Origin of the sequence: Arthrobacter sp. GMC3, assembly GCF_002929305.1 — a bacterium.
Taxonomy (GTDB): Bacteria; Actinomycetota; Actinomycetes; order Actinomycetales; family Micrococcaceae; genus Specibacter.
On sequence record NZ_PJIO01000012.1, the window covers coordinates 79949 to 104942 of the forward strand.

Genomic DNA, 24994 nt, shown 5'->3' on the forward strand with positions numbered 1-24994 from the left:
CGACTAAACAACTAGTCTAAAAGTTAACTAATTAAATAATAGAATAGTAAGGATTTGGCACGTGAGCATTCAACCGACCTCCGTTGTGAGGATCAAGATCGCCAAGGAACAGCCAGCTGACCTCTCAGATCCCAGGAGCACTATTGGCTATCGAGAGGGTCTGGACACAGAAGAACTATGGGAGCGTGGTCGAGCCGCGTGGAGGCTGCGAGCAGAAAAGGTCCTAGCGTGCGAATACTTGGTAATTGCCCACGCAGGAATTGTCAGAATGGTTGGCACCATCGACGGCGTTGCGAAATTTGAAGGCCGCGGTGATCGTCTAGCCATCATTGGAAAGCCTATTCCCGATCACCCGTTGATTGGGAGAGCTGATCCGTTGGACAACTCATCTCAGAATCCCATCACCTACGGCACGATCCCTATGGAGGAATAATAATGGCGACAGAGATCAGTTTCCTCGGAAAGCCCGTCCGCCGATTCGTAGAAATGTACTGCCCCGTCTGCGGAGACACAGTGCCCTGTGGCCCTGGTCCTCTGAGCGAGGATGGTGTCTACGAATTTCGTACATGCGAGGACGGACATAGCGTAAGGGCCGAGGCTATCTACTACACTTCGGCATCGCAAGCGACAGAGTTCGGCATCGTCTAGACCCAGAAATCAGCAAAAGCAGCGGTCTACCTCCAAGTAGTAGACCGCTGCTTTTTCGCGGCATTGATACCCAAGACAACCCCGAGTTGCCCGATAGCTACCTACCCCTCACGGCAATGAAAATGAAGCCGCCAAACAAATTGCCGCATAGCCTCGGGTCATAGCACCTATCTGGGGAGTTGGTATGTACCTTCATCACATCGTAGACACCAAACGCGGGTACCTAGCACATATCGCGGAGTCCTGATTCTGGGCGAGACGAAAAATCTATAGCACCCCACACTCGACGTCAACGAAAATGGCGCACTCCCTGTATTCACTCGGTAGTGTTGGCCTATGCGCGCGATAAACTTGGAGACACGAGTACTGGCAGCCGTGGACCAAATCCGCAAAGGTCAGCAGGTCGAGACTGACTTCATCGAATGCAAACGTGAGTGGCCGGAGGATAAGAAGGCCCGCCAGCTCGCTGGAAGCCTCAACCGCGCCGCCGGTGACCCCGTCATATACATCATTGGCCTAGACGATAAAACGGGCGTCATCACAGACGTGTCGGGCACTGATGTCCTGGATTGGTGGACTCAAATTCGTCCCAAATTTGACCAAACGCCGCCAGAACTGGCTCGCCATATGGATGTCGTTGTTGATGCGAACGGTGACAAAGTCGTAGCTTTGGTTTTCGCCTCGGATAGGGCCCCTTACGTTGTCAAAACCGGGTCCGCCAATCCCAGTTTGGAGATACCCATCCGAGAAGGCTCGGGAACGAGGAGCGCCCGTAGGGATGAAATCCTACGCATGCTGATGCCCACAATCAACGTGCCAAATGCAGTGGTTTTGGAAGCAACCTTTGGTGCTGACCGTAGCTTGCGAAGCTCTGATTCCCGTTTCGCTAGGCAGGCGAAAGATGAAACAGAAGGCATGAGATGCCTAGGTGGCCTGAAGTTGTACTTTGAACACACCGGAACGGAGACCGTTACTCTTCCGTCTCACGGCATGCGAGGAAAGATATCCGCAGACGGTGTCGAATTCAAAACCAATTTCTGGCCTCTGGTACTCCCAAAGGACAAAGAAGACCAACAATCACATGGTGCCGTTGCCAAGTACGATGGCATCGTCGTCACAAGTCCTGGACTGGTGCGAATAGGTTTCAGAATTGAGGATGTAAATACCAAGGACCGTCATACCTTCCTGTCTGCGAAGTTGGTAGTGGCGGAACTGGAATTGGAAGTTATCGGTGCCGCTCGTTCAGTCAAGGTAGTCGCAACGTTGACGAGGCTAGTTGAAAATAGGTCCAGGTCAGAGTATCAAGAGTCTTTGGGGAATTGGAAGTACGTTCACCCCGTATAAGTTTCCCGCTGACCAGGTGCATTCCTTTGCGCCGCACTAGGCAGTAGACGCCGCTATTATCGTCAGGGAAACTTTGGAGGAGACGTGTTTTGGAAGGCCGAGTTGACTCTTTGATAATTCCACGTATGCCGAGAGCTTGAAAGTGTATTTCATTGCCGCCCCTTAAAGCAGAATTGCACGCAGGGTTGAAGTAATCATTTTAGCGGCTCCGGACGATGATGCCTGCAGTTACTATTTACCGCATGAGTGAGGGAGCCGAACGCAATACATGGACGGCCATGGTTTTGGAAGCCCCACCGATGTTTGAGGGTTCCCTGACGATGGGGGATTTGTTTGCGGCGGCAGGGATTGATCCGAGCCAGGTTTTGCTGCTGCGGCACACCAACCCTCAAGCCAGGTCCCAACGGGCCCGCAGACCTCATTCAGGCGGCGCTCCTGGCCTTTGTCCGGGAGCAGGCGGTAAAGGGCAGCAAATTTCCCCAGAATCCCGCCCGCATTTGGCTGAACTTTACGGCTGTCGGCGGAAACCACTGTCGGTTCAATGGCGCTTATGAGAATCACGGCGAAATCACGGCTGAACGAACTGCGACGGAACGCTATTACAACCTAGTCCCGTCCCCGTACTTGGCCTCGTTCAAGGACCGCCTCGTCATAGATTGGACTGGCGGAACCATTATCTGGGTCAGGGCGGGCGGAGCCGCCGTTGGCTTCACTGCAACGGAGGTCGCTGATGCCCAGGCACCAGCATTTCCCGGCTTCGATGAACTGATTCTCTCGTTCAGCGACTTGCAGACGGTCATCGAGGATTCTCGCTATGAAAGCTGGCGGCAGATTCTCAAATCAGTTCAGGGCATCTACCTGATCTCCGACACGAAGAGCGGGAAACTCTACGTGGGCAAGGCCGACGGTAGCGAGCGAATCATGGGACGCTGGAGTGCCTACGCGAAGACCGGTCGCGGCGGCAATGTCGCGCCCCGAGAACTGAATGAGGTGGATATGTCCTACCGGAACCACTTTCAATTCAGCATCCTGCGGGTCTTCAGCCCCGGGGCATCAACGACAGAAATCGACGCAGCCGAGAACCACTACAAACGGGCGCTGCTCAGCCGGCAGTTCGGGCTGAACCGAAACTAACCGTCTCCTCGCCAAAGTGGCATCTAGTTCAGACACAACGAGTCCACCGGCTGGTAGCACCCCCTTAGTGTTGGGTACTTGATCAGGAGTCGGCCCCTCCTTGCCACCGACCTCTGCTTCGGTGAGCTCGAGTCGCTACTGCCTCGGCCTCCCTAGCGACCGCAACGTAGTCAGCGACTGTCTGAGGTGTGTCATGCCTGGCGAAGCACCTGATAACAAACGGTATCAACGCCTCACATCAGTACGACACAGTCGAGACCGCTGAGTTGATTCAAAACGTATTAGCCGCATCCATCCGCTCGGACAGGGTACAGCTAGAACAGACGAAGCTGGCCGTAGGCTATGCCGCCCCAGTGGGCTGGCCGGTCCCGGGCAACCCAGGCGCACTCGATCGAACAGAATTTTCGTTCGTTTGTCCCTTTGCGGTCGGGGAGCTCAAAGCGTTTTCCACACAGTGGGTTGAGGCACTTCTTGACCACGGATGGTGACCGCCGGGCCTCGTGGCTGCACTTCTTCGAGCAGTGTTTCCTGGAGTCTGCCTCGTGCGCCCTGATCAGAAAAGTGGACATGCACAGAGGGCAGGTCCAGTCGACGCGCGGTCGCCGTGGGCTTAGCTGCTCAGTCCCTGCCCGCGGGTTCGGGTGCACGAAGTTGGCGACAAGCTGGGCATTCGTAAGTGGCCACCGTCCGCCCTTGGACGCGTTGCAAGAGCGGCAGATCGGTCTCAGATTGGAGAGGCAATGGGAGCCACCTTTGACGATGGGCTTAACGTGGTCGTTCTGCGTGGCACCTTCAATCCCGCACATCCAGCAGCGTCCGCCCCATAGAGAGAAGCGTGCCGTTTTCTGGGCCGGGGTGAACTCGACGACGATGCCACCCGGTGCCGCTTGTGAGACGTAGCGCCGCAACCGGTAGTTGTCTTTGTTTTGCTGGTAATAGCCACGGGCGCATTCTTTGCATTCATATGACAGTCCATTGCGGTTGGCCTTTTCTTTCGTGAAGTCATCCCCCGGGCGCAACTGCCTGCACCTGCTGCACACTGCAAAGAGCTGTCCCGTTTGGGCTGCCTGTTCCTCAAGCCGTGCCGTCACATTGCAAGCGTCCGAGCAGAACTTGTCCCCGGCCGCCTGTCTACCCGCCGGGCGGATTTTGGAACACACTGCGCAGCCCAAAGCGGCGAACATACAGGCCCGATTGCAGAAGCGTTGGATCCTCGCCCGATTGGCTTTGAAGCTGGTCGTCTTGCCACAGTGCTCGCAGGTAACATCCCTGCGTCCGGCCACGGAACGGCACGCAACCGAGCAGAACCGGGCTCGTTCCCTGGTGGCTGCCACTCTGAAGCTATTGCCACAATGTTCACAGCACAGCTGGCGGGAGGTTGATGCGGCCTGGCGGCATGTCATGGAACAAAATCGTGCTTTACGCTGTTGGGCGGTGCTTGTGCCGTTGGCAGGGATCGTCTGCCCGCACATCTCGCAGCTGTTACCGGGGAAGGCCCTGGTGCGTGGCATGTCGTTGACCTTTCGTCCGGTGCCGTCGTATCTGCCGCGCAGGTGATACCAGTTCAGCGCTAGCGTAGCAGCGACTGGCGTCTGACATCACAGGAGGAAATAGGACCGCCCCTCTCTGCACGGTTGGTTCAGGATTTCAGAGTTTCCCCAAAACGCGAAGGATCGTAGGGAGGTTTCCCTCTAGGGGTTTTCGCGGAGGACCGCGGTTATCGCCTCGAGAGCTTTTAGATCCGCCAGTTCCAGAGAACGTGCAGCAAAATCACGTACCCCAGCGCGCCGCAGGTGCTGGAATCGACTCAATTCGGTCCTGACCTGCTCCGAAGGTTCGTCGTCTTCCTGGACCAAATAGTCTGAGTCGACACCGAAGACTTTGGCGAGGGTATGCAGGCACTCATCCGGGACGACCTGTTTCTTGCCGTTCTTTAGTCGCGACCATCGGGTACGTGAGATGTAGTATCCCGTTTCTTGTGAGCCATCACGTATCGCCGGGTAGTTGGACCACTTCCCAGAGTCGGCCATGATCGTGTCCAGAATGAGGTTGGTCTTCCTAGCGAGCATTTCGGTGCGTCTTGTTCTCACGGCAGTGGCCTGGGGAAGATCAGCATCCGGACGCGAATCCTGGGCCTCTGTTAGGAACGTAATGTCAGCCTTATCATCGGCCATGGCCAGCTCCAATTTGAGGGACTCCACAAGTCCCGTACTGGAGAGCCAGCCTTTGCGGTGGACCTTTAGAAGGTGCTCCAAGCGCTTGACGAGAATTTTCTTATGTTCGAGGTGATTCACCGGTTGACCCTATGACGCCGTGCCGCTCGATTTGGGGCGCTGGAGTGTTCAGCGGTGGATTGGGTTAGCGGTTGGCGTAGTGTCGCACGACTTCGGCCCTTCGAGACGGAACCTCAGGTACATTGGATGTAGGCAGTCTGGTCTGCCTTCCTCTGAGTCTGAGTTCCCACGTAACGACGACGCCGACGACAACTGCCACAGATCCAGAATCGAAGTACCTGGATAGAGATCTCTCTTTAATCAAACAGGGCTTGTAGACGTGGGGTGCGATGCCCAGATTGAAGATTAAGATGAGCTCCAACATTATTGATACCCGCGACGCCCGCGATCGCAAGGTCAAGCAAGATACTCGCGCCTGGGCAAAGTACACAGACACGAACTACACCACCGCGCTGCGGCAGGTTGAATCTCCGTTTGCCAAGGGATTCCTCGGCGAACGAGTCAGCGCTCGTCAGCTGATCAATACCCTCGACGACCACGATCTTGTCGGTGCTGATGATGGCGACTTCATTCTCGGTGAAGCCGGCTACTACGCAGACACACCTTGGAACTTCAATCAGACCAGCGACTTCACCGAGCTGGCTCTACTCGTAGACTTCCTGCGGATGTTCACGCCCCTAGGATCGGGCGAAAAGCCGGGAGTCAGCAGCTACGCTCTGGAGCACACCGCCGCGGATTTCCTGGGGAAGTTTTTCCCCCCCGCCTCCCACGTCTCCAACGGTCGCCTCATCTGGGCGGCAGCTGCCTTGGATCTTCCCCTGGTTGAGGAAGAAGAAGCCAGCCCGAATCTCATGATCGGCATTTCAAAGCGCGAGCATGACTACGTCAAGCGCATGGTTCGCGCTGGCCACACCAAGCCGCGAGGACACCAACACCGTCCGGCAGGATTCATCCACCTACAGGCAGCCTTGGAGCAGTGCACCGCTGGCGAGGCTGTGCTCGATCGTTGGGAGCGTCCGGTGCCGTCGACTGAGGTGTGCCCGTTCCATGAGTGGCTGATCAAGCAGGCCGGCCGCGGAGACGCCATCGGTGATTGGACTGTCCACTATGTCGCCGGTGTGGCAGACAGCGACCACCGGATCGCTCGCACCGCCAATGAGTATCTGGAGATCCTCCAAGAAGTCGGGGCCTCAGACGACTGCTACGAATCGGCAGAGAACGCAGTCGCAGAGTGGGTCAGGATCTGTGCTCCCTCTCAGCGGGGAATCACGAGTATCCGCACTCCGCGAATCCACAGTCTTGTCGAAGAAGCCGACGTGGATGACTCAGACTCAGGCCCATTCGAACGCCATGAGTTTCTGTGTCCTTGTGGTGAGGGAAAGATCGTCGAAGAGCATGACAGCAACGCTGATTTCCAGGACAACGATCTCCTGATCGAGTGCGAAATGTGCAGTGAGGATTGGCGCTTCGTTCTTGGTCTCTCAGCGTGGGAGTGGCGCCTGGAACCTGTAACCACCGGCACCGCCAGCTAACCCAATGGGATTCCAATAGACTGAACCCAAGACATCTCGCCGTAGTTTCCTGAATGCTACCCACAGCGAGATTCCCTGAAGCCCCACATGATCCCCCCGATCATGTGGGGCTTCTTTCTTGTCCCCAGGGCATCCAAGAGATCGCCGACGCACCTCGTGATTCACCTCGGGACGTCCCCGGAAGAATAATGCGACACGGCCCCTCGTCCCCCAACGGTCCTGAAAACCGTGAGGCGATAGCTGTGTGCTCCCCACCTCGGGGCCATCACTGGAGGAGAAAACCTTGGAACACATTGAAGAAGAACTCACCTGCGCCGTCGCTGGCTGCGGAACCGGATCAGTTGCACGTGTGCCTGTCGTAGTGCGCCCAGACGAAACTGACCCACAAGCGATCGCCGAAGCACCAACTGAGCCGGTGTGCAGCGAGCACGTTGACCTACTCTGGAATCTCTACGGAGCCTTCGGCGCCAAGACTCTGCTGGAATTCGTCGCCAGCGACGACAAGAGTGAATCCACCAGGGCTGCGCTTCAGAAGATTGCCACTGCGCTGTCGACCCATAGCCATCCGGACTCCAAGGCCAAGGCTGGTTTGATCTCGGCAACCGTCATCGATGGACTGGTGCTGCAAGTCGGGGAAGTCTGAGCTGCCGCTTGGGTTGCCTTTGGCGCCGTTAGCCGCGGACCTTTGACGACTGGTCGGGGCAGAATCCGGCAATTCCGATACCTACGGTCCTGATGACATCATCTTGATCGTCGCTGGGGATGTTTTCCAGGACGGCAATCAGCACCTCAGTACTTGTTCCCCCGTTGGTCAGGGTCGTGCATGCAGACTTCGCCAAACTGATCAGGGCCGCGTCACTGACCAACGGGAGACTGGTCTCTTGTCTCACAATTTTGATGAACTTCTCTTCGTCGGTCATCGCTGAAACGACGGTCTTATATTCCGTTGAGGGCCTTGAGGTCGAGACCATTGACATGCAGCCGCCGATGACGACTAGGCCGACGATGCCGCCGCCCACCCCCGGCAACCCCCGCAGGCCGCTCTTCTTCGGCTTGGGAGCCACGGCAGGCAGTTGCCGAGCTGCGAATGACTGAAACCCTGGTGTCAGGAAATCCGGTAGTGGAACGCCAGGATTGGATGCCAAGAAATGCTGCCTCCACGGCTCAACCTTGTCCTCGTAGTCAGCATCGATCGCACGCCACTCAAGCAGATACACCTCGTGTGCGTGCGCGGGCGACTGACTCGCCAGCAGCTTGTTCTGGTAGCGAACGTCGCATGCAGATGCGTCCACACGTCTCTAGTTGTTGAGCTGTCTGGACAGCAGCTGTCGTCGGGTCGATCTGATCTGACATGGTTTTTCCCCAATGGCGGTGATGAGCAGTCTAAGCATTATTGCCCTTTTGTTGCCCGTATCTGGTCACATTGTGGCCAGCTACGGGTGCCCCGTCTGACACTCGCTCACAAATCACCCGTTTTTGGCCCAATGGGGGCTGAAAGTGCCCATGTTTTGCGCAGTTAAAACAGGTGGTGGGCCAAGATAGCCCACGTTGGGCCTCCCTGTGGGCAAAATCTGCCCTCCGATGGGCCTACTGTGGACCAGTAACGATATTGCTGTCTTTCAGGCTGCAGCGTAGCCTCAATTCACTGAAATCCGCGCTACGCGCGCCCTGTCATTGCCCGATCCGGACCAAGCTCATTCAGAGTGTGTAACATGGTCAACGTCTCCTCTGGGAGGCTGCAATGCTGTGCCGGAATAGCACCGAAAGTCGCATCCACTATCCGGTGTCCGGAACGCGCGGAACTACTTCGGACCTTATTCTTCAGTTGATAGTAGTCCACTACCCGTAAGTCGTCTGTGGATCAAGGCGGTGGCCACGCCCGATGGCGCATATGTTGTCTGACTGGTGTCAGGCCCGAATCGTCACCGCCCATTTCGAAATCATACTTGCAGTCCGCTGGAGCTGGCTCCTCCCACCGACGGCGATGTGACTGGCATTGTCGGCAACCAACTCGAACCACTCGTAGCGGTTGGCTCGGTGTTGACCTGCTCAGGGTTGCTCAAGGTGACTGTCCGGACTGGTTTGGGCGTCGGTTCGTAGGACGTTGTTCCAAATCTGAGGTCGGGTCCAACGATCTCCGCGATGATGCGGCGGGCTTCGTGCTGGGCTCCGTCCTTCTCGTAGGACCTGAATTCCAGGTCCCCGGTAACGGTGACGGGGTCCCCCTTCCTCATGGAGCGCGAGATGTTCTCGGCAAGTGCCCTGAATGCGGAGACGTTGTGGAAGACGGGGATGCCGTCGCGCCATGTGCCGTCGGCTGTCTGGAAGCGCTGGTTGACGGCGACGCGCAGCTTGGCGTGGGCGATTCCGGACTCCCCGTAGGTGAGTTCCGGATCGGCGACGAGGTTGCCGTTGATGCTGACTGGGATTCTGGTGCCCATTTTCTTTTCCTACCTTTCTTGGTCCCGGCCGGTGTGCCCGGTCGGGTGACTTGCTTGGCTTATAACGCGTCGATCTTCGGTGAGGTCCCGATTGCTTGATGGCCGGCAACTGGTCCGGTGAGGTCGCCGCGCTCGTATGCGACGGCCATGCCGGCCGTCGCCGGTTTCCCGCCCAGGTTGTGTGGTTGTGTGACGTCCAGGATGGAGCGGCTGGCGGATGTCACTCGTGCCAGGGTGGATCGGGCGATCTCGAGCCTGCTGGCTGGCTCCTTCCCGGTTGCTGAACCGAACAGCTTGGATTGTTCGACGGCCACGACTTGGTCGGCCCATCCTGCGAGGTAGCTGCTTGATTGAGCGCTGCGGTCGATTCCGTGGGCGCGGAGCACCGTGTAGGCGACGGATTCGGCTTCTACTTCTGCCAGGCCGCGGTGGCCCAGTCCGCTGCCGTAGAGTTTTCCAAGTTTGTCGTCGGGGCCGTGGAGGCAGACGTGGCCAAGTTCATGGGCCAGCACTGCGAAGCGTTGTTCTTGGCCCAGCCAAGCACCCACCTGGATCTTGCGGCCGGCGAAGTCGGTGTATCCGCTAGAGAGTCCGTATTGGCTCATTGATTGCTCAACAGTGAATCCTTGGTTCTGTGCGTATTTCACCAGCGATGGCCACAACTCCACAGTCGAGGATCCAACGTCCACCATGGGACGCGGAACATAGATGGGCTGCCCCTCGGTTTGGGACACGTCGAAGACGGCTTGGGCCCGCCACCCGACAATCCTGCGGTGGGCATTTTCCTGGGTGCCGCCGCAGTTCTGATCGGCAACAACGGATGTTGGCGTGGCGTCGGCTTCTGGGTTTTTTTCCGTGTCTTTGGCTGCTGTGCGTGGTGCGAGGACCCATAGAGCGTGCTCGCCTTTAAGCACGTTGCGGCCGTGACGTTCCCACTCACGGAAGCCAGCCACGAGCAGGGGTTGCTGTTGTCCGCGTTCTTCCGTTTGGGCCAGGAGCAGGGCGATGTTGCCGCCGGAGTATCGCCACAGGGTCGCCGAGGTGTCCAGGAGCATGTGCCAGCGTCCGGGCGTAGATATGGCGTTCTCCAGCAGTGACTGCAGCTGCTGGGTTAGTGCCGCCAGCCGATCCTCGCTGCTCGGACGTGGGCCCGCGGCGTGCTGGCCCGCTTCCTCCTTGCTGTCCGGGCGATTGCTGATTGCAGGGGCCACGGCGGCCGCCTCCCTCACTTCTAAGAGTTATCCCCGTTTTTGCGGTGATACTTATCCATGGCGCGAACTGCCCCCAACGACATGACCGGCGCTCAAATTAGTTTTCGGGCCTTGTTTGGTGTGCTTCGCTGGTCCAGGCCAGGAATTCCGGGTCATCGACGGGCAGCTGCCGGGGGCTGGTCTCGCGGTGGGTTTGGAGTCCCACGCAGCCAACGGTTCTGGTTTCCAGCCTCAGGCGTTCGATGGCCAGGGGCAGCCGTTCGTGGAACCCGAGCGGCCCGAATCCAGGATCTATTGGCGTAAACGAAGCTGCTTCAGCTTTTTGCAGGGCGTACAGTTCAGCCACGAGTTCCGGGTGCCGCCACCAACAGTCAGGGACGACCGAGGTCGTCAGCCGGTAGGTGGCCACAAACCAGGACACCCACCCGCTCAACTCCCTCCACGCCTTGGGTGCGCTCACATGGTCAAGGTCCCGCCATCGGCAGGTGGGCTCCGCCAAGCCACCGTGGACCCCTTCGAGGGGTTCGTCCGTGGCGAGGTCGCCGAAGAGCGTGTCGGCGGCTTCGTCGTCATCAAAGGGATTCATCACGGATCGCCTTCTCCACAACTTGTTGGTGGATGTGGCCCTGGGCGAGGGCATCCTCGGCCTCGATCTTGGAGCGGCCAAGTGCGGCTGCGTCGCGGCGTTGGTGCCAGCCACGCAGATCCAGCAGGATAGGGCGGGTGCGACGGCCCAGCATCAAGGCCGTTCCGACGGGCAGCCGCCGGATTTCGTGCAGCGCAATGACGGGCAGATCCCGGATCTGTTCCCCTTCCTGCCTGCCTTGGGATGACCAAGAGTGCGTCCTGTAGGTGTGGCGCCGCTCCCCCAGCAAGGAAGCCAGGTCGCGCAAATCCCGTTCGTCCGAGCCGCCGCCGAAGATGACCTTGATGATGGCCGATTCCCAAATGGTGGAGGCTTCCTCGATCGACCAGCCTGAACGTGCCTGGGAGAGGGATTGGAGCACGACCAAGGTGGAGATCCCGATGCCACCGCCGTCTGAGAGGACGATGGGCAGGCCGGGCCAGGGCGAGAGGTTCGCGATTTCATCCAGGACCAGGGACAAGGGTGGATCCAGCCTGCCTCCCGGGGCGGTGAAGGCTAGGTCCCTGGCTGCGGCATCGATGTCATCAATGAGCGCTGACAGGTATGGTCCCGCTGCTGCTGCTCCGGACTTGGTGCCAATCAGGTACAGGGTTCCACGGTCGCGGATGAAGGTCTGGGGATCAAATTCATCTTCCCGGTTCGCCGGATCCAAGGCGGCGAGCACTCGGGGTGAGGACAGGGGTGCGACGGCGGCGGAGACGCCGATCCAAGAGTTGGAGGTGTTGCGGGGGTCATCCTCGAGAATGCCCATCAGATCTGAATGCCAGCCCAGTGCTGCCCGCGGCCCGTTCAGGATTTCCAGCGCCTCGCTGGCCAAAGTTGGGTTCGATGACCAGCGCCGAAACGCCTGGATGCCTTCGCCGGAGAGGGCTGCGGCGTGCAGCAGGCATTGCAGGACGATTTGTGCCCGCTTCTGCCAGGCCGCGTTTTCGCCGCTCATTTTCGAATCCGCCGAAATGACCAGGGCCCGCCGGACCGCCACGTCCGGGTCCTCACACCCGCGCACCGGGGACCAGCGCAGGGTGGATGTCAGCCCGGACATGCCTTGAGGGTCAAAGACCGTGACGGGGCGTCCGCCAGTGGCCCTGGCTTTCATCGTGACGGCCAGGTTGTCGGCGCGAGTGGAGGTCGTCACGACTGCTCCCGGCGCATCCAAGATGGCATTAATGACCACGAACAAGCCTTTGCCGGAGCGTGGGGCGCCTTGAAGGACCATTGATTCCTCGGTCGAGACGTGGACCTTTGTCCCGCGCGAGGTGCCCAGGGTCCAGGACACGTCCGCCAATGAAGGGTGTTTCAGTCCGGGGCGGGTGATCCTGCCGCGTTTCAGGGCGGCCCGTCGCCCGTACTCGCGAACCACTTCGGCGCGCTGGGCCATGCCATCCCTACTGAGGATGTCTTGACGCAGCCACGCCCCTGATTGGCGCCAGCTCCGCCACAGGAAGAAGGCAAACAGTACCGCCACCAGTAGCAGGACCAACACCGGGCCAAGGAGGAACCAGACCGCACCGGTGCCTACCGTGCAGCCTGGCGGTGGCTGGCCGATGGCGGCAAAGTTCCCGGTGAACATTCCGACAGCGGCCACCGGGCTCGGTGGGCCGCTCAATCCCTGCCCACATTTCCACTGTGAGGCCACGTTGGCGGCCGCCGCGGTCAGAGCACTGAATCCGACATACCCTGCCACGCACAGCAAACCGACGGTGATTAGCGGCGTGGAGTCGGCGTGCACGATGCTCATGGCATCATCCTGTGATCGGTGCTGAAGACGGAGAGTTCATCGCTGGTGACTTGGTTGGCGACGATGAAGGAACGGTTGCCGACCTTCCACAATCCGACCCCCTTGGGCAGTTCTTCAACCTGGCCACATTCGGCCTCGGTGAGGCCGAGGGCGTCCTTGGTCAGCCGCATGGAGTCGTGCTTTTGCCGGTAGATGATCCGGGTGTCCGCCTCGGTGAGGAGGCCGAGGGCTTTTTGGCGGTGGCCGCTGGTGCTGTCGCCAATCTCATTCAGGTCCGCGACCTTGTGCATGATTAGCAGGTTCGCGATGCCGTAGGTGCGGGCGAGCCGCCACTGTTCGCTCATTTTGACGAGCATGTAGGGGTCGGCCAGCATGCGCCATCCCTCGTCGTAGACCACGATGCGTTTGCCGCCGTCGGGGTTGGTGATGGCCGCTTCCAGCCAGGTGGCCCCGCAGGCGGCGGCGAGGGAGAGGGCCTGTTCTGAGGCTCCGATCAGCGCAGAGGTGTCCATGACCATCATGGGTGCGTCGGCGTCAAAGGAGACCGTGGAGGGTGCGTCAAACATGCCCTCCAGGTCCCCCGAAACGGTACGTCGCAAGGAATGGGCGACGGCCCGCCCACCATCGGGACCGACGAGTTCCCTGGTTTCCTTGGAGGGGTTGAGGAGGTATCCCAGGACCATGGGCAGGGTGGGGGTCTCGTTGGCGGCAACGGCCTCGGTCAATGCCATGTCCAGGGCCGTGTGTTCTACCGGATGCATCGGCACACCCTGTCTCATCAGCGATACGAGGGCAACCAGCAACTGCCGGCGTCGTTGCCGGACCACAGCCTGCCACTGCGCGTTCGACAGGTCCCGGGAACGAGGACCGGCATCCAGCGGATTGACCCTGGTGGACCTGCCAGGTCCCACGGAGATCACCTTCCCACCAACAGCGTTCGCTACGGGGACCCATTCGCCTTTGGGATCGGAGGCGACGGCGGCCTTCCGGCCCAGGGTGATGGAGCGGGCAACGAAAGACTTCGCGCACATGGATTTGCCGGTCCCCACGGTGCCGATGATCACGATGGATGGCCCGCTGATGACGCCCTTGTCGTAGAGGACCCAGGGATCGTAGGAGAAGGCACCGGAGCCGAAAACATCGCTTCCGATGTAGGTGCCTTCGTGGCCCAGGCCGGATTCGGTGATGAAGGGATACGCGGCGGCGAAGGTCATGGTGGATGCTCGGTGAGGGGCCGGGTGCAGCCGGTGCGGGCCTTTGAGCGAATGCGGGCCGAACGGTTGCCGGTTTGTGGTGTCGGGTCCTTCCTCGTCGCCGGCCAACAGTCCCAGCTTCTTCCAGAAGGGTTCCTGCTGACCGGCGACGGCTTGACCCTGCAGCGCCCGGCGTTCTCGCTTGGCGCTGCGGGATTCGTTGCTGGGAATGAAGGTGACGGCTTGCTGGGTGGTTTTCATTTCAGTCCCCTTCCCAGGGGTAGTCCCCCGGCGATGAAGGCCGGCCATTGCTCACCGACGAGTAGCCGCAGGTCAACGAAGGCGCTGGCGGCCGCTGATTCGAGTTCTTGGCGGTGGCTGGAGAGTTCCTCCAGCGAGTCCCCGGTGATGGTGACGTACGCGGCAGGGCGGACGTCACCGTGGCCGGCGACGATTTCTTCCTCGCGCTGGTGGACTTCATCTTCCTCGGCGCGTTGTTCGCGTGTGGTGGGGCGGTCAAACTTACTGTTGATCCGCCGCCTGGTCTCATGGGCTTCCTGGGCCGAGCGGATGTCCTTGAGTGCTTGATCGGTGGGGATGGCTTTGATGACCTGGGTGACGGTGTGCCGGAAGCCGCCGACGTAGACGAGCGGGTGAAGAAATCCCGGGAAGACTTTTTGACGGGGCCATTCCGCGATCCAGAAAGTTTGATGGAACCCACTGTCGGTGCGAATATAGGACCAGTGTTCCTCCAAAACCGTGGGGCCGCCTTGGCGCGGGTCCACGCCCTTGAAGTCGCCGGTGCGTTGGGAAATGCGCATACCCGATTCCGGGTCAAATGCTCCGCGTAGGACAGCGGAGAAGCTCCTGTCTCCGAGCCATTCCTCCACGATCACCCCGTGGGTTTTGAGCCCGGTGCGCAGGGCATGGACTTCTGAGCGCAGGGTGTGCTCCAGCCCAAGGGCCCCGCCGCCGGCGTCGTGGATCCGGCGCCGCGCCTTGGCGGTGTTCAGCACCAGTGTCAGGAGAATGTCGTGGCTTGATGCTGTCCCGGCCGCAGAGATGAGGTCCTTGTAGGAGCTGTCGCCCCAGCCGCGGGTGGGGGTTTCCCCTCCGCGGGAGGTGACTTGTTGGTCGTAATAGTCTTGGAGGGCTGTGGCCGGAAACTGGACCGTGTGGTCCTGAATGGCAATCCTGGCGACGACGGGCCTCTTGGCCAAGGCGGCCTGCACCCGGGACCAGCCCTGGACGGCGTAAGCCTTGTCGCCATCATCGAGCAGGGCAAAGGCTCCGGCACGGCAACGCAACACTGCGAAGGCTTCATGGGCTTGGGCATCCACAACAAAGCACTCACCGTAGACGGTGCGGTGGATGGCCAAGGTCGCGAGTCCGCCGGGAAGAACCAGAGTTCCGACCGGGACCGGGTCCTCGGTGGGCAGGAAATAGGTGGTTTGCCCGGTCAGCTTCCGCACTAGGAACCGGGTCCCGGTCAGCGCCCAGAGGGGATACGGGGTTCTTGCATATTGCAGGACACCAAAGAGCAACAAGAAGATCCACGCCGGGCTGGAGCCCAAGAAACCGGCTGGCCCGCCGATGGCTGAGGAGACCCCTGCAATAAGGACGCCGCCCCCGGCGATGACGAGTTGGTACCACTGCAACCCCACGATGACGCCGCGGCGTTCGTGCCGGGGAAAACTCACCGGTTGAAGTGCGTTGCTGTCCTCAGTCATGATGTCCTCCAGTGTGGCGCGGTCTGATGGGTGGGTTCTGTGGCGGGGACGCCGGCGGCCGCGGCTTCGGCCCAGATGAGGGGCGCGGAGAGCCTGGTTCAGAATTCGTCGAGGTGGTACTAGGTCGCGGCACGCCGGGACTCCCCGGCTGTGGTGGAGCCGGCGTAGTCTTCCCCGCCTGGGCGGGACTTCCCGTCGGCGGCGACTGGGGTGAGCGGGGCTGTCCAGATTTCTGCTGCCGCCCCGGAGCCGGTGGTGCCGATGGCTGCCCGGCACCCGCCGCGGTAGGAGACTGTGCGGCCGGAGCCTGCGGCGTCGCCGCCGCCCCGGGGCGTTGCTGGATCTTGGGTGCGTCAGGCGAGGAAGTCGAGCCCGACGCAGTGGAATCCTTCACGTGAGCGGTCTCCGGCTTCGTACTGGATTGCACCACCTTTGGGCTTTTTGCGCTGCTGCCGGAGGAGAGTATGCGGTGGCCACGGAGCTGTTGCCCCAGCTGCCGCCCGGCAAAGCTGGCCCCCGTGTGCGCAAGATGGCCACCACCAGCAGTCTGTGCCGCTGCCGCCAGTTCACCACCGGCGAACCCGACAAGTTTCAGAGCCATCAGCGGTGCCGCACAGGCCAACGTCATGCCCACGGCGCCGGCAGCCATCCCGGCAAAGGAAGTCGAATTCGCGTACAGCTTGACGGCCACGGCCAAAACAGTCGCGGCCAACGGTTTCGCGAGCAGCAGTGCAACGACGAGTTCGCACCACCGGCCCGCCCAGGATTTGGTCTTCTCCCACGGCATCAGCATCAGGGCGACCGGCGCGACCGCTGCCAGCACGATCAGGGCGAAGGAGCGGAAGATCATCGAACACATCAGGATGAACGCCAGCACCCAGACAATGAGAGTCGCCAAGACCGTGATGACGATGGTGCCGGTGATTTGGTCTCCTGTCGTGGCCTGCCCTCCGATCGGGCTGACAATCCAGGCCTGCCCGGACCCTGCTGGGCCCCGTTGGAACCCAAAGAGTCGCATGAAGACCACATACGGGTCTGACCCCATGGTGGCCAGCAAGGCTGTCGAGGCGCTGTCGCTGACATGGGTCAGTGCCTGCATCAGATACACGGCCCCGCCAACGACGGGCACGGCAACGAAACCGCCGATCAGGGCCCGCCAGATCCGGCGTGGTTGCTGCGAGATGAAGCCAGAGACCAGTTGCAGGATCATGACAGCCACCAAAGGGGTCATCATGACCACAACCCACCAGCTCGTCAACCCCTGGACCGCCGTCCATTGCGAATCATCGACGTCGGAGACACCAAATGCGCCGGAGATGAAGGACCACAGCCAGGAGGCAATGCTTTCCAAGATCCCGGCAAAGAAGCCGCTAATGCTTGAATTGACGGTGTCCTTGGCCGCGGACACGATGCCGCAGCCCAGGGGCCACCATCCCCCAAACGTGCACTCCAGCGGTGGCATGACGGGCGCTCAGAACCCGAGGTGGAAGGCTGTCTGCGACCACAGGATGTAGCCGTTGATGCCGCCCAAGATTGCTGCGATCGGGCCGGTCCACAGCAGGATCATCCCGCCACCCGAGGCCAGCCGGGATGATTGGCTCAGTTTGCCGGCCAAAAGCATCGCAGCACCAATGATTGCGACAATGGCGATGACGATGAAGGCACCGAATAGGATTCCTCCACCAATCTGCTTGAGGGAGTCCAGAAACGGGAAATTGCTGTTGGGGACGATTCCGGGGTCCACGGGCGCGAAATTCATGACACTACTCCATCCGGATATTCGAGGCAGACCGTGCGTTTGCTTCTCCACTTCCATCGCCTCCCGGCGGGAAAGCGTATGACCCATGTTCGCCGTCGAACTTTAAGCAGCTGGCACCGGTCCGAGGAGTCTGAAGTACTGGGTTCCGGGATTCCAACTCACGGGGTGAAGCAGTGTGCCCGCAGAGGGGTTCAAAGCGCTGTACATCATTCCGTCACCGGCGTAGATGCCGACATGACCCCAGTGATTTGGCCCATCAGGGACCTGGACCACCAGATCCCCTGGCTGCGGCGCGGACGTAGCTTGCCCGGCCAGCCACTGTTCCGTGCGAGGCAACGCAATCCCTACCTGGACGTAGATCCACTGCACGTAACCGGAGCAGTCCCACGCCTTGACCGCCGTTCCACCCCACACATAGCTACCACCCACACCTTCTTGGGCATACCTGAGAATCGCTTGCCGAGTCGCGCTCAGGTTAGTCAGGACCGGCGCTGAGAAAGGGCCGTCTGAAGGGGCCGTTTGTACGCAGGTTTGCGGGGTGTCCGTCCCATCGATGGACGCCATGATGGCCAGTGCTGTCGGCGCCCACCGGTCATAGAGCTCCGGGAACGCGGACACCTGCACGGCCTGTGCCGCTTGTCCCAAACCCATTGACGTCCAGCCCGGAATGTCCAGAAGCCCAGGAGGTGAGCCGCGGTTGGGCCCCCGCGGACCACCAAAGAACGTTTCCGCATCATAGGCCGGAGTCATCAGCTTCTCGACGGTCCCCCACCCTGCGCTGGGGCGTTGTTGCGCTGACCCAAGGGAATCATGATCGTACCCCAGACCGTCATGGGGCATACTCAACGATTCGGGCACGGCAGGATTGGCAAGCATCCTGAGCCCGGACTCTTGAAGAGCGACCATGATGGCAATCTGAATCCCCTTCGCCGGCACGCCCACGGAATGGCCCACGGAGATGTAGTTTCCCGCGATGCTTTGCTGCTGCGGGTCAAGTGTCAGGGATACGCCGTCGGGCCCCGGAACAGTCAAGCTTCCAATAACGTCACTCAGCGGTGCTGTTGTATGTGGGGCCGTTCCGGTGGACGCTGATTCCTGGGTTGTCGAGGTGCAGGCTGTGTTTGTACCCACGATCTGGGCAACGAGGATGGCGGTGCCGCCGAGCAGGACAGCCATCCCCACGGGGACCACCACAACCAGCGCGCCAAGGGCTCGCTGGATCAGTCGCGCTTTCGCCATCGTGGCCAGAGCTGCCCCGGGCATTAGTAGACGATTCTGCTGGCCGCGGTGTAAAAACCTGCCAGTGCGCAACGATGCGTCGGGGCAGTTGCAGCCGGCGGGCAGTTCACCATGACACTGACTGGAACCCTGTAAGCAGCCTCGTGGGGATCCGCCGTGGAGCGGTCGGTGACGCTGACCGTCATGGTGCAGACATGCAGCCCAACCCATGGGGCCGGGTAGTCCCGATATTGCGCCAGTTCATTGTCGCAACTGGATTGAATGACTGTGGCCGTCCGGTAGGCGCCATAGGCGGAAAGTTGGGCGAAGGCTGCGGAGTTGATGCCCGTTCCCTCGAACTCCTGCGTATACACGGTGAGCGGGTTCGAACCATCGGCGAGGACAACCCACCAACTGCGCACATGTGCATAGACCTGCGTATAGCTTGAGGTCCGTGTATCCCACGTGTAGAGCGCACGGGCAGTGTCCTCTGCATACTTCTGGAAATCGAGGGTCTGAAGCTCTCCCGGCGACACCGCCACATCAACCGGTGCCACGGTTACGACAGCGGCAGAACCTGGTCCTGCTGCCGCCTGGCTGGCCGGGGACGGGGATATCGGAACACTCGTTGCCCGTTGGGATGTGCCTGTGCCTGGTAGCAAAAACAATGCCATGACTACGGCCACCAGAACTCCCAGCAGTGCGATCAGGAACCACTGCCGCCGGGAACGGGGCAGGTAACCTTTCCCTGCCGATACTCCACGCATTGGAAAACCTCCTTTACCCATCCATGCAGCAAAGGAGGCTCCAGCGTATGACCCGGCCGTGGCGGATCTGCGGCAACATACCCAAGCCAGGCCACGCCGTCATTCACGTCCCAACGACGCGGGTGCAGGCCGTCACTGTCGACAGGGCATTTTTGGAGCACAACTGCGCTAAACGTGCCTACGGCCCTGGCCTTGGGGCTAGAGGGTAATGACCTATGCCGGTTGTGACATCCGAATGACCCTCAGAGCTACTAGGTACAGCGCCCGGGCGCGCCCGATCTGCACGGCGACGTACCGAGGCGTGACGTTGGTCTTGGCCGCAATGACGGGGAGGGCAGCAAGCCTTTCGGCTCCGCTCAACCGGGGAGCCACGATTGTGGCCGCGATGGCGCGGTGCAGCTCGGTGGGCAGGCAGCTCGAGGCACTCACGCCCAGGACAACCGCCTTTGCCTCGTCGGAGTCCACCACGGCCAGTGCGTTCCTGACCGTGATGGCCACTTGTCGCACGAACTTCAAGTCCCTGCGCGCCCTGCGATAGGCCGGACTGTCAGCACGGTCAATACGAGTGGTCGCTATGCCGTTGCTGTCGTCATAGTCATTCAAAAGAAGGAACATGGCTGAGCCCCAGGCTTCTTCGCCAGCGCACATTCGAGCCAGCTTCAGGACATTGATCGCCCATTCCCGATCGGCAACACCGGCAGGCTCCGCCACCGCCTCCTGTGGCCGGTCGAAGGCCGGGTGGTTGTCGGACTCCTCCGTGAAGAGGGGAACCGTGTAGCGGGCAGATGCTTTGGCGATGTGAGCTGTGCAAACGTTTTTGGCGATGCCCTGGACCCATGCGCCGAAACGTATGCCGGGCAGAGGTTGGTATTGTCCCCGCGATACTCCAGACCACACGGCAACGCGAATGTCCTGAAGGACGTCTTCCATCTCGTTGGGGCATCCGGCCCGGGCTAGGCGTGAGCGAACGAACCGGGAAATATCGTCCACGGCGGTCATGACATCTTCGCCGCGGATGACACGGTGGTTGACCGTTAGGTCCGGCTTGAAATCGGCCGGAAGTTGGTCTTTACGTTGGAGTGTTCGAGCTGATGTATAAGAGACCATCGTCGTCTTCGTTCAAGAAAAACTGCACACTATGGGGTCGGCCCCTATGCCGTCCGATTGGGGCGACGGCGTTGCGGCCCAGATGGCTTCCAGCGCAGGTGCCAGAATCCGAAAGATGATATTAACTAGTGTCATCACACGATTTGCCCATGTCAACGGGGTCTATGTAAACCTGTGGATAAAGGAGCAGAATAGAGACATGCCTAAGATCACGCACCCAGTAGATTTGGCTTGGACCTCCGACGTGGAAGCCGCCATTGAGGCTTTTGGCAATCGTGGGCGCAACGAAATAATCCGGTTCTTAGAGGAACACGGCCCAGTACCGCGTGGCGATATTGTGGACGCCGTGAGCCCCGGGGAGGCGAGTGTTGCCCAGCATCTGCTCGCCCTCGAAAAGACCGGCGTCCTAATCGTGGACATCGTCCAAGGCCGCCGCCACGGCAGGTCCCCCCGCTATTCCGTAGACGACGACCGAATCACGGTACTACTGGAGGCTCATCAGGACTATCTACGTAATCGCCAACAGCCTCTGCCCCAGGAGGCTGGGGGAGATCGCGATTGAGATGTTCGGCAATGGTTTCAAGCGACTCAGGTGAAACGTCCCCCAGGGTTTGTTGTACGAATGCCTTCACGTTGGCCGCCCGCATTGACTGGACAGATTCACGTTGCTCCCACGCGACTTCGGGAGTTTCCATGTCTTCGACAACCAACAGGTAATCAGGGCTGACGTTGAAATAGTCAGCCAAGGCCGCTAGCAACGGCCTGTCATGGATGAGGCTACCGTTGCCATCTTTCATGTAGAACCACCGCGCCCTAGACATCTTCAGTCCACGGACTGCCAGCGCTCCACTGATTTCCCGAAAACTCACTGGCTGCCCACGCTCAGCAAGAACACCTTCGAGAAGAATCTCAAGCCTTTGGGAAAGCTCTCCTTGCGGTGTGCGTCCAGGCCCCGGGGCTGCGGTAGGTCCTTCCTGGTCCGTCATTACCCTCCGATCCAAATCTTGTGGCTTCCTCAAGTATCGTCTGGGACTTTGAGCGCGACAAGCTACCCGAGGTTTTGCCGTTTCTGCGAAACAACTGCTTCCTACGACCTGATTTAGAGGTTCACGGCATTCGGTTCCGCTGAACCAAATGATGCCCCTCCCTTCCGTCCCCCGGGCAGGGGTCAGCCTACGGCTGCGGATCCTACAACCGCCCCTGAAAATCTTGTATCTATTGAGGCTCGTCAAGTCTTCAAATCTGAAGCGCGATTGCGGATCGGGCCACAGCAACAATCAGAGGAGACCAGCTGCAAATCTAGTAACTGTGGATGCCGCTCAACGACTCCTGACTCCCCATCCAAAGTCATGCAATTTTGATGGGTATATGCCATGGAATGATGAATGCCGCACAATCAAGGAGACCCCCAATGACCGATCAGCCAGCCGACTCAACAACCACCCAAGCCTTCACTGAAGAGTGGCTGTCCCCGACAGAGATCTGCCGTGAGCTGCAGATCCCACTACCAACCTTTTACCAGTGGCGTTCGAGGGGAATCGGTCCTCACGCTTACAAGATCGGGCGGCACGTTCGCGTTAGCCGGACGGATCTGAATGCCTGGATTTCACTCCAATCGGAGACATAACCGCTATAACAAGGAGCTCATCAGATGAGTAGACAACCCCTCCCTCTCGGCGCGTGGGGATCCATCCACACCAAACGTTCGTCAGCCAAGTCGTGGCTAGCAGAATCTCGATACCGCGATATGGATGGAAAAGTTCGCAGGGTGGAGGCCCGCGGACCGTCCGCGGCTGCTGCCCGTCGGGAATTGCAACAGAAGCTCGCCAACCGGAAGACCCCGCGATTCGGCTTGGTCACCAGTGCCGATAAGATCGACCGCCTCATTGAGATCTTTCTTGTTGACCTGGAGGCATCCGACAGGGCAGATCGCACCAAAGACAAATATGCCTACATGGTGAAGAAGCACATCTCCCCCCGGATCGGCTCGGTCAGAGTTGGTGAGGCCACCTCTGGTCTGGTTGACCAGTTCATTCGCTCAATTGTTGAAGATTCTGGGCCATCCACCGCCAGGACTTGTGGCGCCGTGCTCTCCTGGATGTTCAAGGTCGCCCTGCGCCACGACGCAGTCGTCGTCAACCCCGTCCTCGGAGTATCAATTCCTCGGCTTCGTACGAAGAAGCCTCAGGCCCTGGATGCAGAGCAGTATCAAGACCTACGGAGAAAACTCATTGCGTGGGAACGAGCTTCGACGCTTGGCCGGCCGCGTTCACAGGAGCTCCATGAAATAGCGGACGGTTTGGTCGCCCTGGGTGTTCGGCCGGGGGAGCTCTTCTCGCTTCTTTGGGAAGACCTTGATGTGGAAGCCGACCCTCCAACTATCTTCATTCACACCACAGTTATCAGAACCACCGTTGGCGGCGTCAGAATCCAAGATCATCCAAAGACCCGACATGGCATCCGCCAGCTCACGGTCCCTGATTTCCTGGTCAGGCAGCTTCGCAAGCGCCGTCTCCGCCAATCAAGATCAGCAATACCCAACCCACTGGACCTGATCTACCCGTCCTCCACCGGTACTGTGATGGATGCGAACAACGTGGGCAAAATCTGGCGCGTAGCGTCGGACGCCATCGGGTACGACTGGGTGACACTGAAGACCTTTAGGAAAACCAACGCGACTATGATTGCGAGGACCATGGGGGCCGAGGCTGCCGCCTACCAGGCCGGCCATTCTAAGGTGTCCATGACCCAGGCGCACTACATTGAAGAACGCCGTGGGGCTTTGGACACCAGGTCCGCCGTTGACGCCTTCAAGCCGCAACGCAAGTCTGGACCGAAGCATGAGCAAGTCCAAACAGTTGAGGATCAGGCTCAACAAGGGGGCGCACCCGCCCCAGACCTGACTGCGCCAGTCTCACTGCCGGAGGCTGACAAGTCTCCACTTTTGGAGGATCATGAGCCTCATGAAGACCCTCCAAAAACAGCGGAAACTAGCGGCAAATAACGAAAATGGAGAGTTAATCTGGAGAGTTTGTGGAGAGTTAAGGACGAATGGCCCCTTTCGGGGCCATTCTCACTTCCAAAATCCCTGTAAATCCGGGCTTTTTGGGCCCCCTATCAGATTCGAACTGATGACCCCCGCTTTACAAGAGCGGTGCTCTGGCCAGCTGAGCTAAGGAGGCAAACGCAATCAAGCGCTAGACAAGGCTACCGTAAGTGATGCCAGAAACTGAAAACCGGCCCCCGCAAGACAATAACCAGGGGCCGGTTTCAACATAATCCAGGGTAAAACGTTACTTCTTGGCGGCTACGATCCCGTTGACGAAGTCGGGGAGCGAACCTTGCTGCCACTGCTGGCCGTCAATGAACACCGTGGGTGTGGCGTTGACGCCGTGGGCCGACGCCAGCGCGCTGGTGTTGGCAACGTACGGGCGGTACGTCTTGTCGTTGACGCAGCTGTTGATATCGCCAGCTCCCGCATCCGCGGCCATCTTCACCAGCGTTGCGTTGTCCAGGCCCTTGCTGTTTTCCTTGGGCTGGCCGGCGAACAAGGAATCGAAGAACGCCTTGTACTTATCCGGGGCGGTGTCAGCTACACAGGCTGCGGCAGCTGCCGCACGCGATGAGTAGTTGGTGCCGGAGGAGAAACGGTCCAGGAAGTTCAGCGGACGGTATTCCAACGTAATCGTGCCATCGTTTTGCCACTTGGTCAGCTGGTCACCGTACTGCTGCTCAAACCCCTGGCAGGCCGGGCACATGAAGTCAAGGTAAATAACAGCCTGGGCGGGCTTGCCGGCGGCCGTCGCCTTGATGCCGATCTCATCCAGGCCGGAGGCCTTGGTGGCTGCCGCCGTCGGCTGCGCCGGCAACTTGGCAGTGTCCACACTGGTCTCGGTGGTCGTCGGGGGAATCAGCACGCCGTCTTTGCCGAACGCAATGCCACCGTACACGTTGGTGTTCGCCGGGACAGGCCCGGTGGAGGCAATCGGCTCGTTGGCCTTATTCGTCTGAATAACAATCAGGGCAATGATGACCACAATCGCCACGGCAGCGGCAAGCACGCCGCCACGGATCAGCCAACTATTGCGCTTTTCCTTCTTCAGCTGGGCATCACGAATGGTCTTGGCCTGCTGGCGCGCCAGTGCGGTACGTTCAGCATTGGTCAGCCGCGGTTGGTTCTTGGAGCTCATAGTTCCTCAGGTCTGTGGGCATGGAAAAAGGGCCGCAGGACGGCAACTCTTCAAATTATCGTAGGTGAGTAACCTTGGAGCAACCTCAAGGCGCCAAACTCA

General features: G+C 59.8%; 23 protein-coding genes and 1 tRNA gene. 8 read left to right on the forward strand and 16 right to left on the reverse strand.

The annotated features are described in order from the left end of the window. Positions 1 to 61 precede the first annotated feature (61 nt). The 3 genes from CXQ94_RS17180 to CXQ94_RS17195 all read left to right on the forward strand — a co-directional run bounded on the left by CXQ94_RS17180 (position 62) and on the right by CXQ94_RS17195 (position 3126). Positions 62 to 433: a hypothetical protein gene (locus CXQ94_RS17180; RefSeq protein WP_104091809.1), complete on the forward strand. Its 372-nt coding sequence runs from the start codon at positions 62 to 64 to the stop codon at positions 431 to 433. A gap of 551 nt (positions 434 to 984) precedes the next feature. After that, positions 985 to 1992 (forward strand): hypothetical protein, encoded by a 1008-nt coding sequence (locus CXQ94_RS17190; RefSeq protein WP_104091811.1) that lies wholly within the window; start codon positions 985 to 987, stop codon positions 1990 to 1992. A gap of 333 nt (positions 1993 to 2325) precedes the next feature. Beyond that, a complete protein-coding gene (locus tag CXQ94_RS17195; RefSeq protein WP_181034275.1) occupies positions 2326 to 3126 on the forward strand; it encodes a GIY-YIG nuclease family protein in 801 nt (266 codons plus the stop codon). 314 nt (positions 3127 to 3440) lie between these two features. Here CXQ94_RS17195 and CXQ94_RS23350 read toward each other — a convergent pair whose 3' ends face one another. Further along, positions 3441 to 4637: an HNH endonuclease signature motif containing protein gene (locus CXQ94_RS23350; RefSeq protein WP_104091813.1), complete on the reverse strand. Its 1197-nt coding sequence runs from the start codon at positions 4635 to 4637 to the stop codon at positions 3441 to 3443. Positions 4638 to 4817: 180 nt separating this feature from the next. Continuing rightward, entirely contained in the window at positions 4818 to 5420 is a 603-nt protein-coding gene (locus CXQ94_RS17205) for a hypothetical protein (protein ID WP_104091814.1), read from the reverse strand. A gap of 290 nt (positions 5421 to 5710) precedes the next feature. Here CXQ94_RS17205 and CXQ94_RS17210 point away from each other — a divergent pair, with 290 nt between their 5' ends. Further along, a complete protein-coding gene (locus tag CXQ94_RS17210; protein WP_104091815.1) occupies positions 5711 to 6892 on the forward strand; it encodes a hypothetical protein in 1182 nt (393 codons plus the stop codon). Positions 6893 to 7175: 283 nt separating this feature from the next. Further along, on the forward strand, positions 7176 to 7535 hold the full coding sequence (locus CXQ94_RS17215) for a hypothetical protein (RefSeq protein ID WP_104091816.1): 360 nt from the start codon (positions 7176 to 7178) through the stop codon (positions 7533 to 7535). A 28-nt stretch (positions 7536 to 7563) separates the two neighbouring features. Here the strand turns inward: CXQ94_RS17215 and CXQ94_RS17220 are convergent, their stop codons facing one another. The 12 genes from CXQ94_RS17220 to CXQ94_RS17275 form a co-directional block, all read right to left on the reverse strand. Continuing rightward, complete coding sequence (locus CXQ94_RS17220) at positions 7564 to 8184, reverse strand: DUF732 domain-containing protein (protein ID WP_104091817.1); 621 nt, start codon at positions 8182 to 8184, stop codon at positions 7564 to 7566. A 648-nt stretch (positions 8185 to 8832) separates the two neighbouring features. Continuing rightward, complete coding sequence (locus tag CXQ94_RS17225) at positions 8833 to 9333, reverse strand: single-stranded DNA-binding protein (RefSeq protein WP_104091818.1); 501 nt, start codon at positions 9331 to 9333, stop codon at positions 8833 to 8835. Positions 9334 to 9392: 59 nt separating this feature from the next. Continuing rightward, positions 9393 to 10544 carry an ArdC-like ssDNA-binding domain-containing protein gene (locus tag CXQ94_RS17230; protein ID WP_104091819.1) on the reverse strand — a complete coding sequence of 384 codons (1152 nt, stop codon included), beginning with the start codon at positions 10542 to 10544 and terminating at the stop codon, positions 9393 to 9395. A 97-nt stretch (positions 10545 to 10641) separates the two neighbouring features. Continuing rightward, the gene (locus tag CXQ94_RS17235) at positions 10642 to 11130 is read right to left on the reverse strand and encodes a hypothetical protein (protein WP_104091820.1); all 489 of its coding nucleotides are present in this window, start codon (positions 11128 to 11130) and stop codon (positions 10642 to 10644) included. Next, complete coding sequence (locus CXQ94_RS17240) at positions 11117 to 12928, reverse strand: type IV secretory system conjugative DNA transfer family protein (RefSeq protein WP_104091821.1); 1812 nt, start codon at positions 12926 to 12928, stop codon at positions 11117 to 11119. Before CXQ94_RS17240 ends, CXQ94_RS17235 begins: the two co-directional genes overlap by 14 nt. After that, complete coding sequence (locus CXQ94_RS17245; RefSeq protein WP_104091822.1) at positions 12925 to 14382, reverse strand: ATP-binding protein; 1458 nt, start codon at positions 14380 to 14382, stop codon at positions 12925 to 12927. Before CXQ94_RS17245 ends, CXQ94_RS17240 begins: the two co-directional genes overlap by 4 nt. Beyond that, positions 14379 to 15851, reverse strand: coding sequence for an SCO6880 family protein (locus CXQ94_RS17250; protein WP_104091823.1), 1473 nt, complete (start codon positions 15849 to 15851; stop codon positions 14379 to 14381). Before CXQ94_RS17250 ends, CXQ94_RS17245 begins: the two co-directional genes overlap by 4 nt. After that, positions 15844 to 17313, reverse strand: a complete 1470-nt coding sequence (locus CXQ94_RS17255; protein ID WP_104091824.1) for a type IV secretion system protein — start codon at positions 17311 to 17313, stop codon at positions 15844 to 15846. The genes CXQ94_RS17250 and CXQ94_RS17255 overlap by 8 nt, the downstream gene beginning before the upstream one ends. Positions 17314 to 17322: 9 nt before the next feature. Continuing rightward, positions 17323 to 17610 carry a hypothetical protein gene (locus CXQ94_RS17260; RefSeq protein WP_104091825.1) on the reverse strand — a complete coding sequence of 96 codons (288 nt, stop codon included), beginning with the start codon at positions 17608 to 17610 and terminating at the stop codon, positions 17323 to 17325. A 102-nt stretch (positions 17611 to 17712) separates the two neighbouring features. Then, a complete protein-coding gene (locus CXQ94_RS23260; protein WP_306418915.1) occupies positions 17713 to 18873 on the reverse strand; it encodes a C40 family peptidase in 1161 nt (386 codons plus the stop codon). After that, positions 18873 to 19595 (reverse strand): hypothetical protein, encoded by a 723-nt coding sequence (locus tag CXQ94_RS17270; RefSeq protein WP_104091826.1) that lies wholly within the window; start codon positions 19593 to 19595, stop codon positions 18873 to 18875. The genes CXQ94_RS23260 and CXQ94_RS17270 overlap by 1 nt, the downstream gene beginning before the upstream one ends. A 213-nt stretch (positions 19596 to 19808) precedes the next feature. Next, positions 19809 to 20702, reverse strand: a complete 894-nt coding sequence (locus CXQ94_RS17275) for a sigma factor (RefSeq protein WP_104091827.1) — start codon at positions 20700 to 20702, stop codon at positions 19809 to 19811. Positions 20703 to 20901: 199 nt separating this feature from the next. On the opposite strand from CXQ94_RS17275, the gene CXQ94_RS22915 reads away from it, so the two are divergent. The 3 genes from CXQ94_RS22915 to CXQ94_RS17290 all read left to right on the forward strand — a co-directional run bounded on the left by CXQ94_RS22915 (position 20902) and on the right by CXQ94_RS17290 (position 23706). Beyond that, positions 20902 to 21264, forward strand: a complete 363-nt coding sequence (locus CXQ94_RS22915; RefSeq protein ID WP_219817081.1) for a helix-turn-helix transcriptional regulator — start codon at positions 20902 to 20904, stop codon at positions 21262 to 21264. Positions 21265 to 22113: 849 nt separating this feature from the next. After that, positions 22114 to 22329, forward strand: coding sequence for a helix-turn-helix domain-containing protein (locus CXQ94_RS23355; protein WP_181034277.1), 216 nt, complete (start codon positions 22114 to 22116; stop codon positions 22327 to 22329). 24 nt (positions 22330 to 22353) lie between these two features. Then, positions 22354 to 23706 carry a site-specific integrase gene (locus CXQ94_RS17290; protein ID WP_104091830.1) on the forward strand — a complete coding sequence of 451 codons (1353 nt, stop codon included), beginning with the start codon at positions 22354 to 22356 and terminating at the stop codon, positions 23704 to 23706. 104 nt (positions 23707 to 23810) lie between these two features. Here the strand turns inward: CXQ94_RS17290 and CXQ94_RS17295 are convergent. Both CXQ94_RS17295 and CXQ94_RS17300 read right to left on the reverse strand, forming a co-directional pair. Beyond that, positions 23811 to 23884, reverse strand: a tRNA-Thr gene (locus tag CXQ94_RS17295). Between the two features lie 111 nt (positions 23885 to 23995). Next, on the reverse strand, positions 23996 to 24892 hold the full coding sequence (locus tag CXQ94_RS17300; RefSeq protein WP_104091831.1) for a thioredoxin domain-containing protein: 897 nt from the start codon (positions 24890 to 24892) through the stop codon (positions 23996 to 23998). Positions 24893 to 24994 lie beyond the last annotated feature (102 nt).

Bases quoted from the DNA above. Each gene is read 5' to 3' on its own strand.
- CXQ94_RS17190 (WP_104091811.1), top strand. From the start codon at position 985: ATGCGCGCGATAAACTTGGAGACACGAGTACTGGCAGCCGTGGACCAA.
- CXQ94_RS23350 (WP_104091813.1), bottom strand. From the start codon at position 4,637: ATGCCACGCACCAGGGCCTTCCCCGGTAACAGCTGCGAGATGTGCGGG.
- CXQ94_RS23260 (WP_306418915.1), bottom strand. From the start codon at position 18,873: ATGCCCGGGGCAGCTCTGGCCACGATGGCGAAAGCGCGACTGATCCAG.
- CXQ94_RS17210 (WP_104091815.1), top strand. From the start codon at position 5,711: ATGAGCTCCAACATTATTGATACCCGCGACGCCCGCGATCGCAAGGTC.
- CXQ94_RS22915 (WP_219817081.1), top strand. From the start codon at position 20,902: ATGCCTAAGATCACGCACCCAGTAGATTTGGCTTGGACCTCCGACGTG.
- CXQ94_RS17255 (WP_104091824.1), bottom strand. From the start codon at position 17,313: ATGCCACCGCTGGAGTGCACGTTTGGGGGATGGTGGCCCCTGGGCTGC.
- CXQ94_RS17290 (WP_104091830.1), top strand. From the start codon at position 22,354: ATGAGTAGACAACCCCTCCCTCTCGGCGCGTGGGGATCCATCCACACC.
- CXQ94_RS17240 (WP_104091821.1), bottom strand. From the start codon at position 12,928: ATGAGCATCGTGCACGCCGACTCCACGCCGCTAATCACCGTCGGTTTG.
- CXQ94_RS17245 (WP_104091822.1), bottom strand. From the start codon at position 14,382: ATGAAAACCACCCAGCAAGCCGTCACCTTCATTCCCAGCAACGAATCC.
- CXQ94_RS23355 (WP_181034277.1), top strand. From the start codon at position 22,114: ATGACCGATCAGCCAGCCGACTCAACAACCACCCAAGCCTTCACTGAA.
- CXQ94_RS17235 (WP_104091820.1), bottom strand. From the start codon at position 11,130: ATGAATCCCTTTGATGACGACGAAGCCGCCGACACGCTCTTCGGCGAC.
- CXQ94_RS17260 (WP_104091825.1), bottom strand. From the start codon at position 17,610: ATGAATTTCGCGCCCGTGGACCCCGGAATCGTCCCCAACAGCAATTTC.
- CXQ94_RS17300 (WP_104091831.1), bottom strand. From the start codon at position 24,892: ATGAGCTCCAAGAACCAACCGCGGCTGACCAATGCTGAACGTACCGCA.
- CXQ94_RS17275 (WP_104091827.1), bottom strand. From the start codon at position 20,702: ATGGTCTCTTATACATCAGCTCGAACACTCCAACGTAAAGACCAACTT.
- CXQ94_RS17270 (WP_104091826.1), bottom strand. From the start codon at position 19,595: ATGCGTGGAGTATCGGCAGGGAAAGGTTACCTGCCCCGTTCCCGGCGG.
- CXQ94_RS17250 (WP_104091823.1), bottom strand. From the start codon at position 15,851: ATGACTGAGGACAGCAACGCACTTCAACCGGTGAGTTTTCCCCGGCAC.
- CXQ94_RS17225 (WP_104091818.1), bottom strand. From the start codon at position 9,333: ATGGGCACCAGAATCCCAGTCAGCATCAACGGCAACCTCGTCGCCGAT.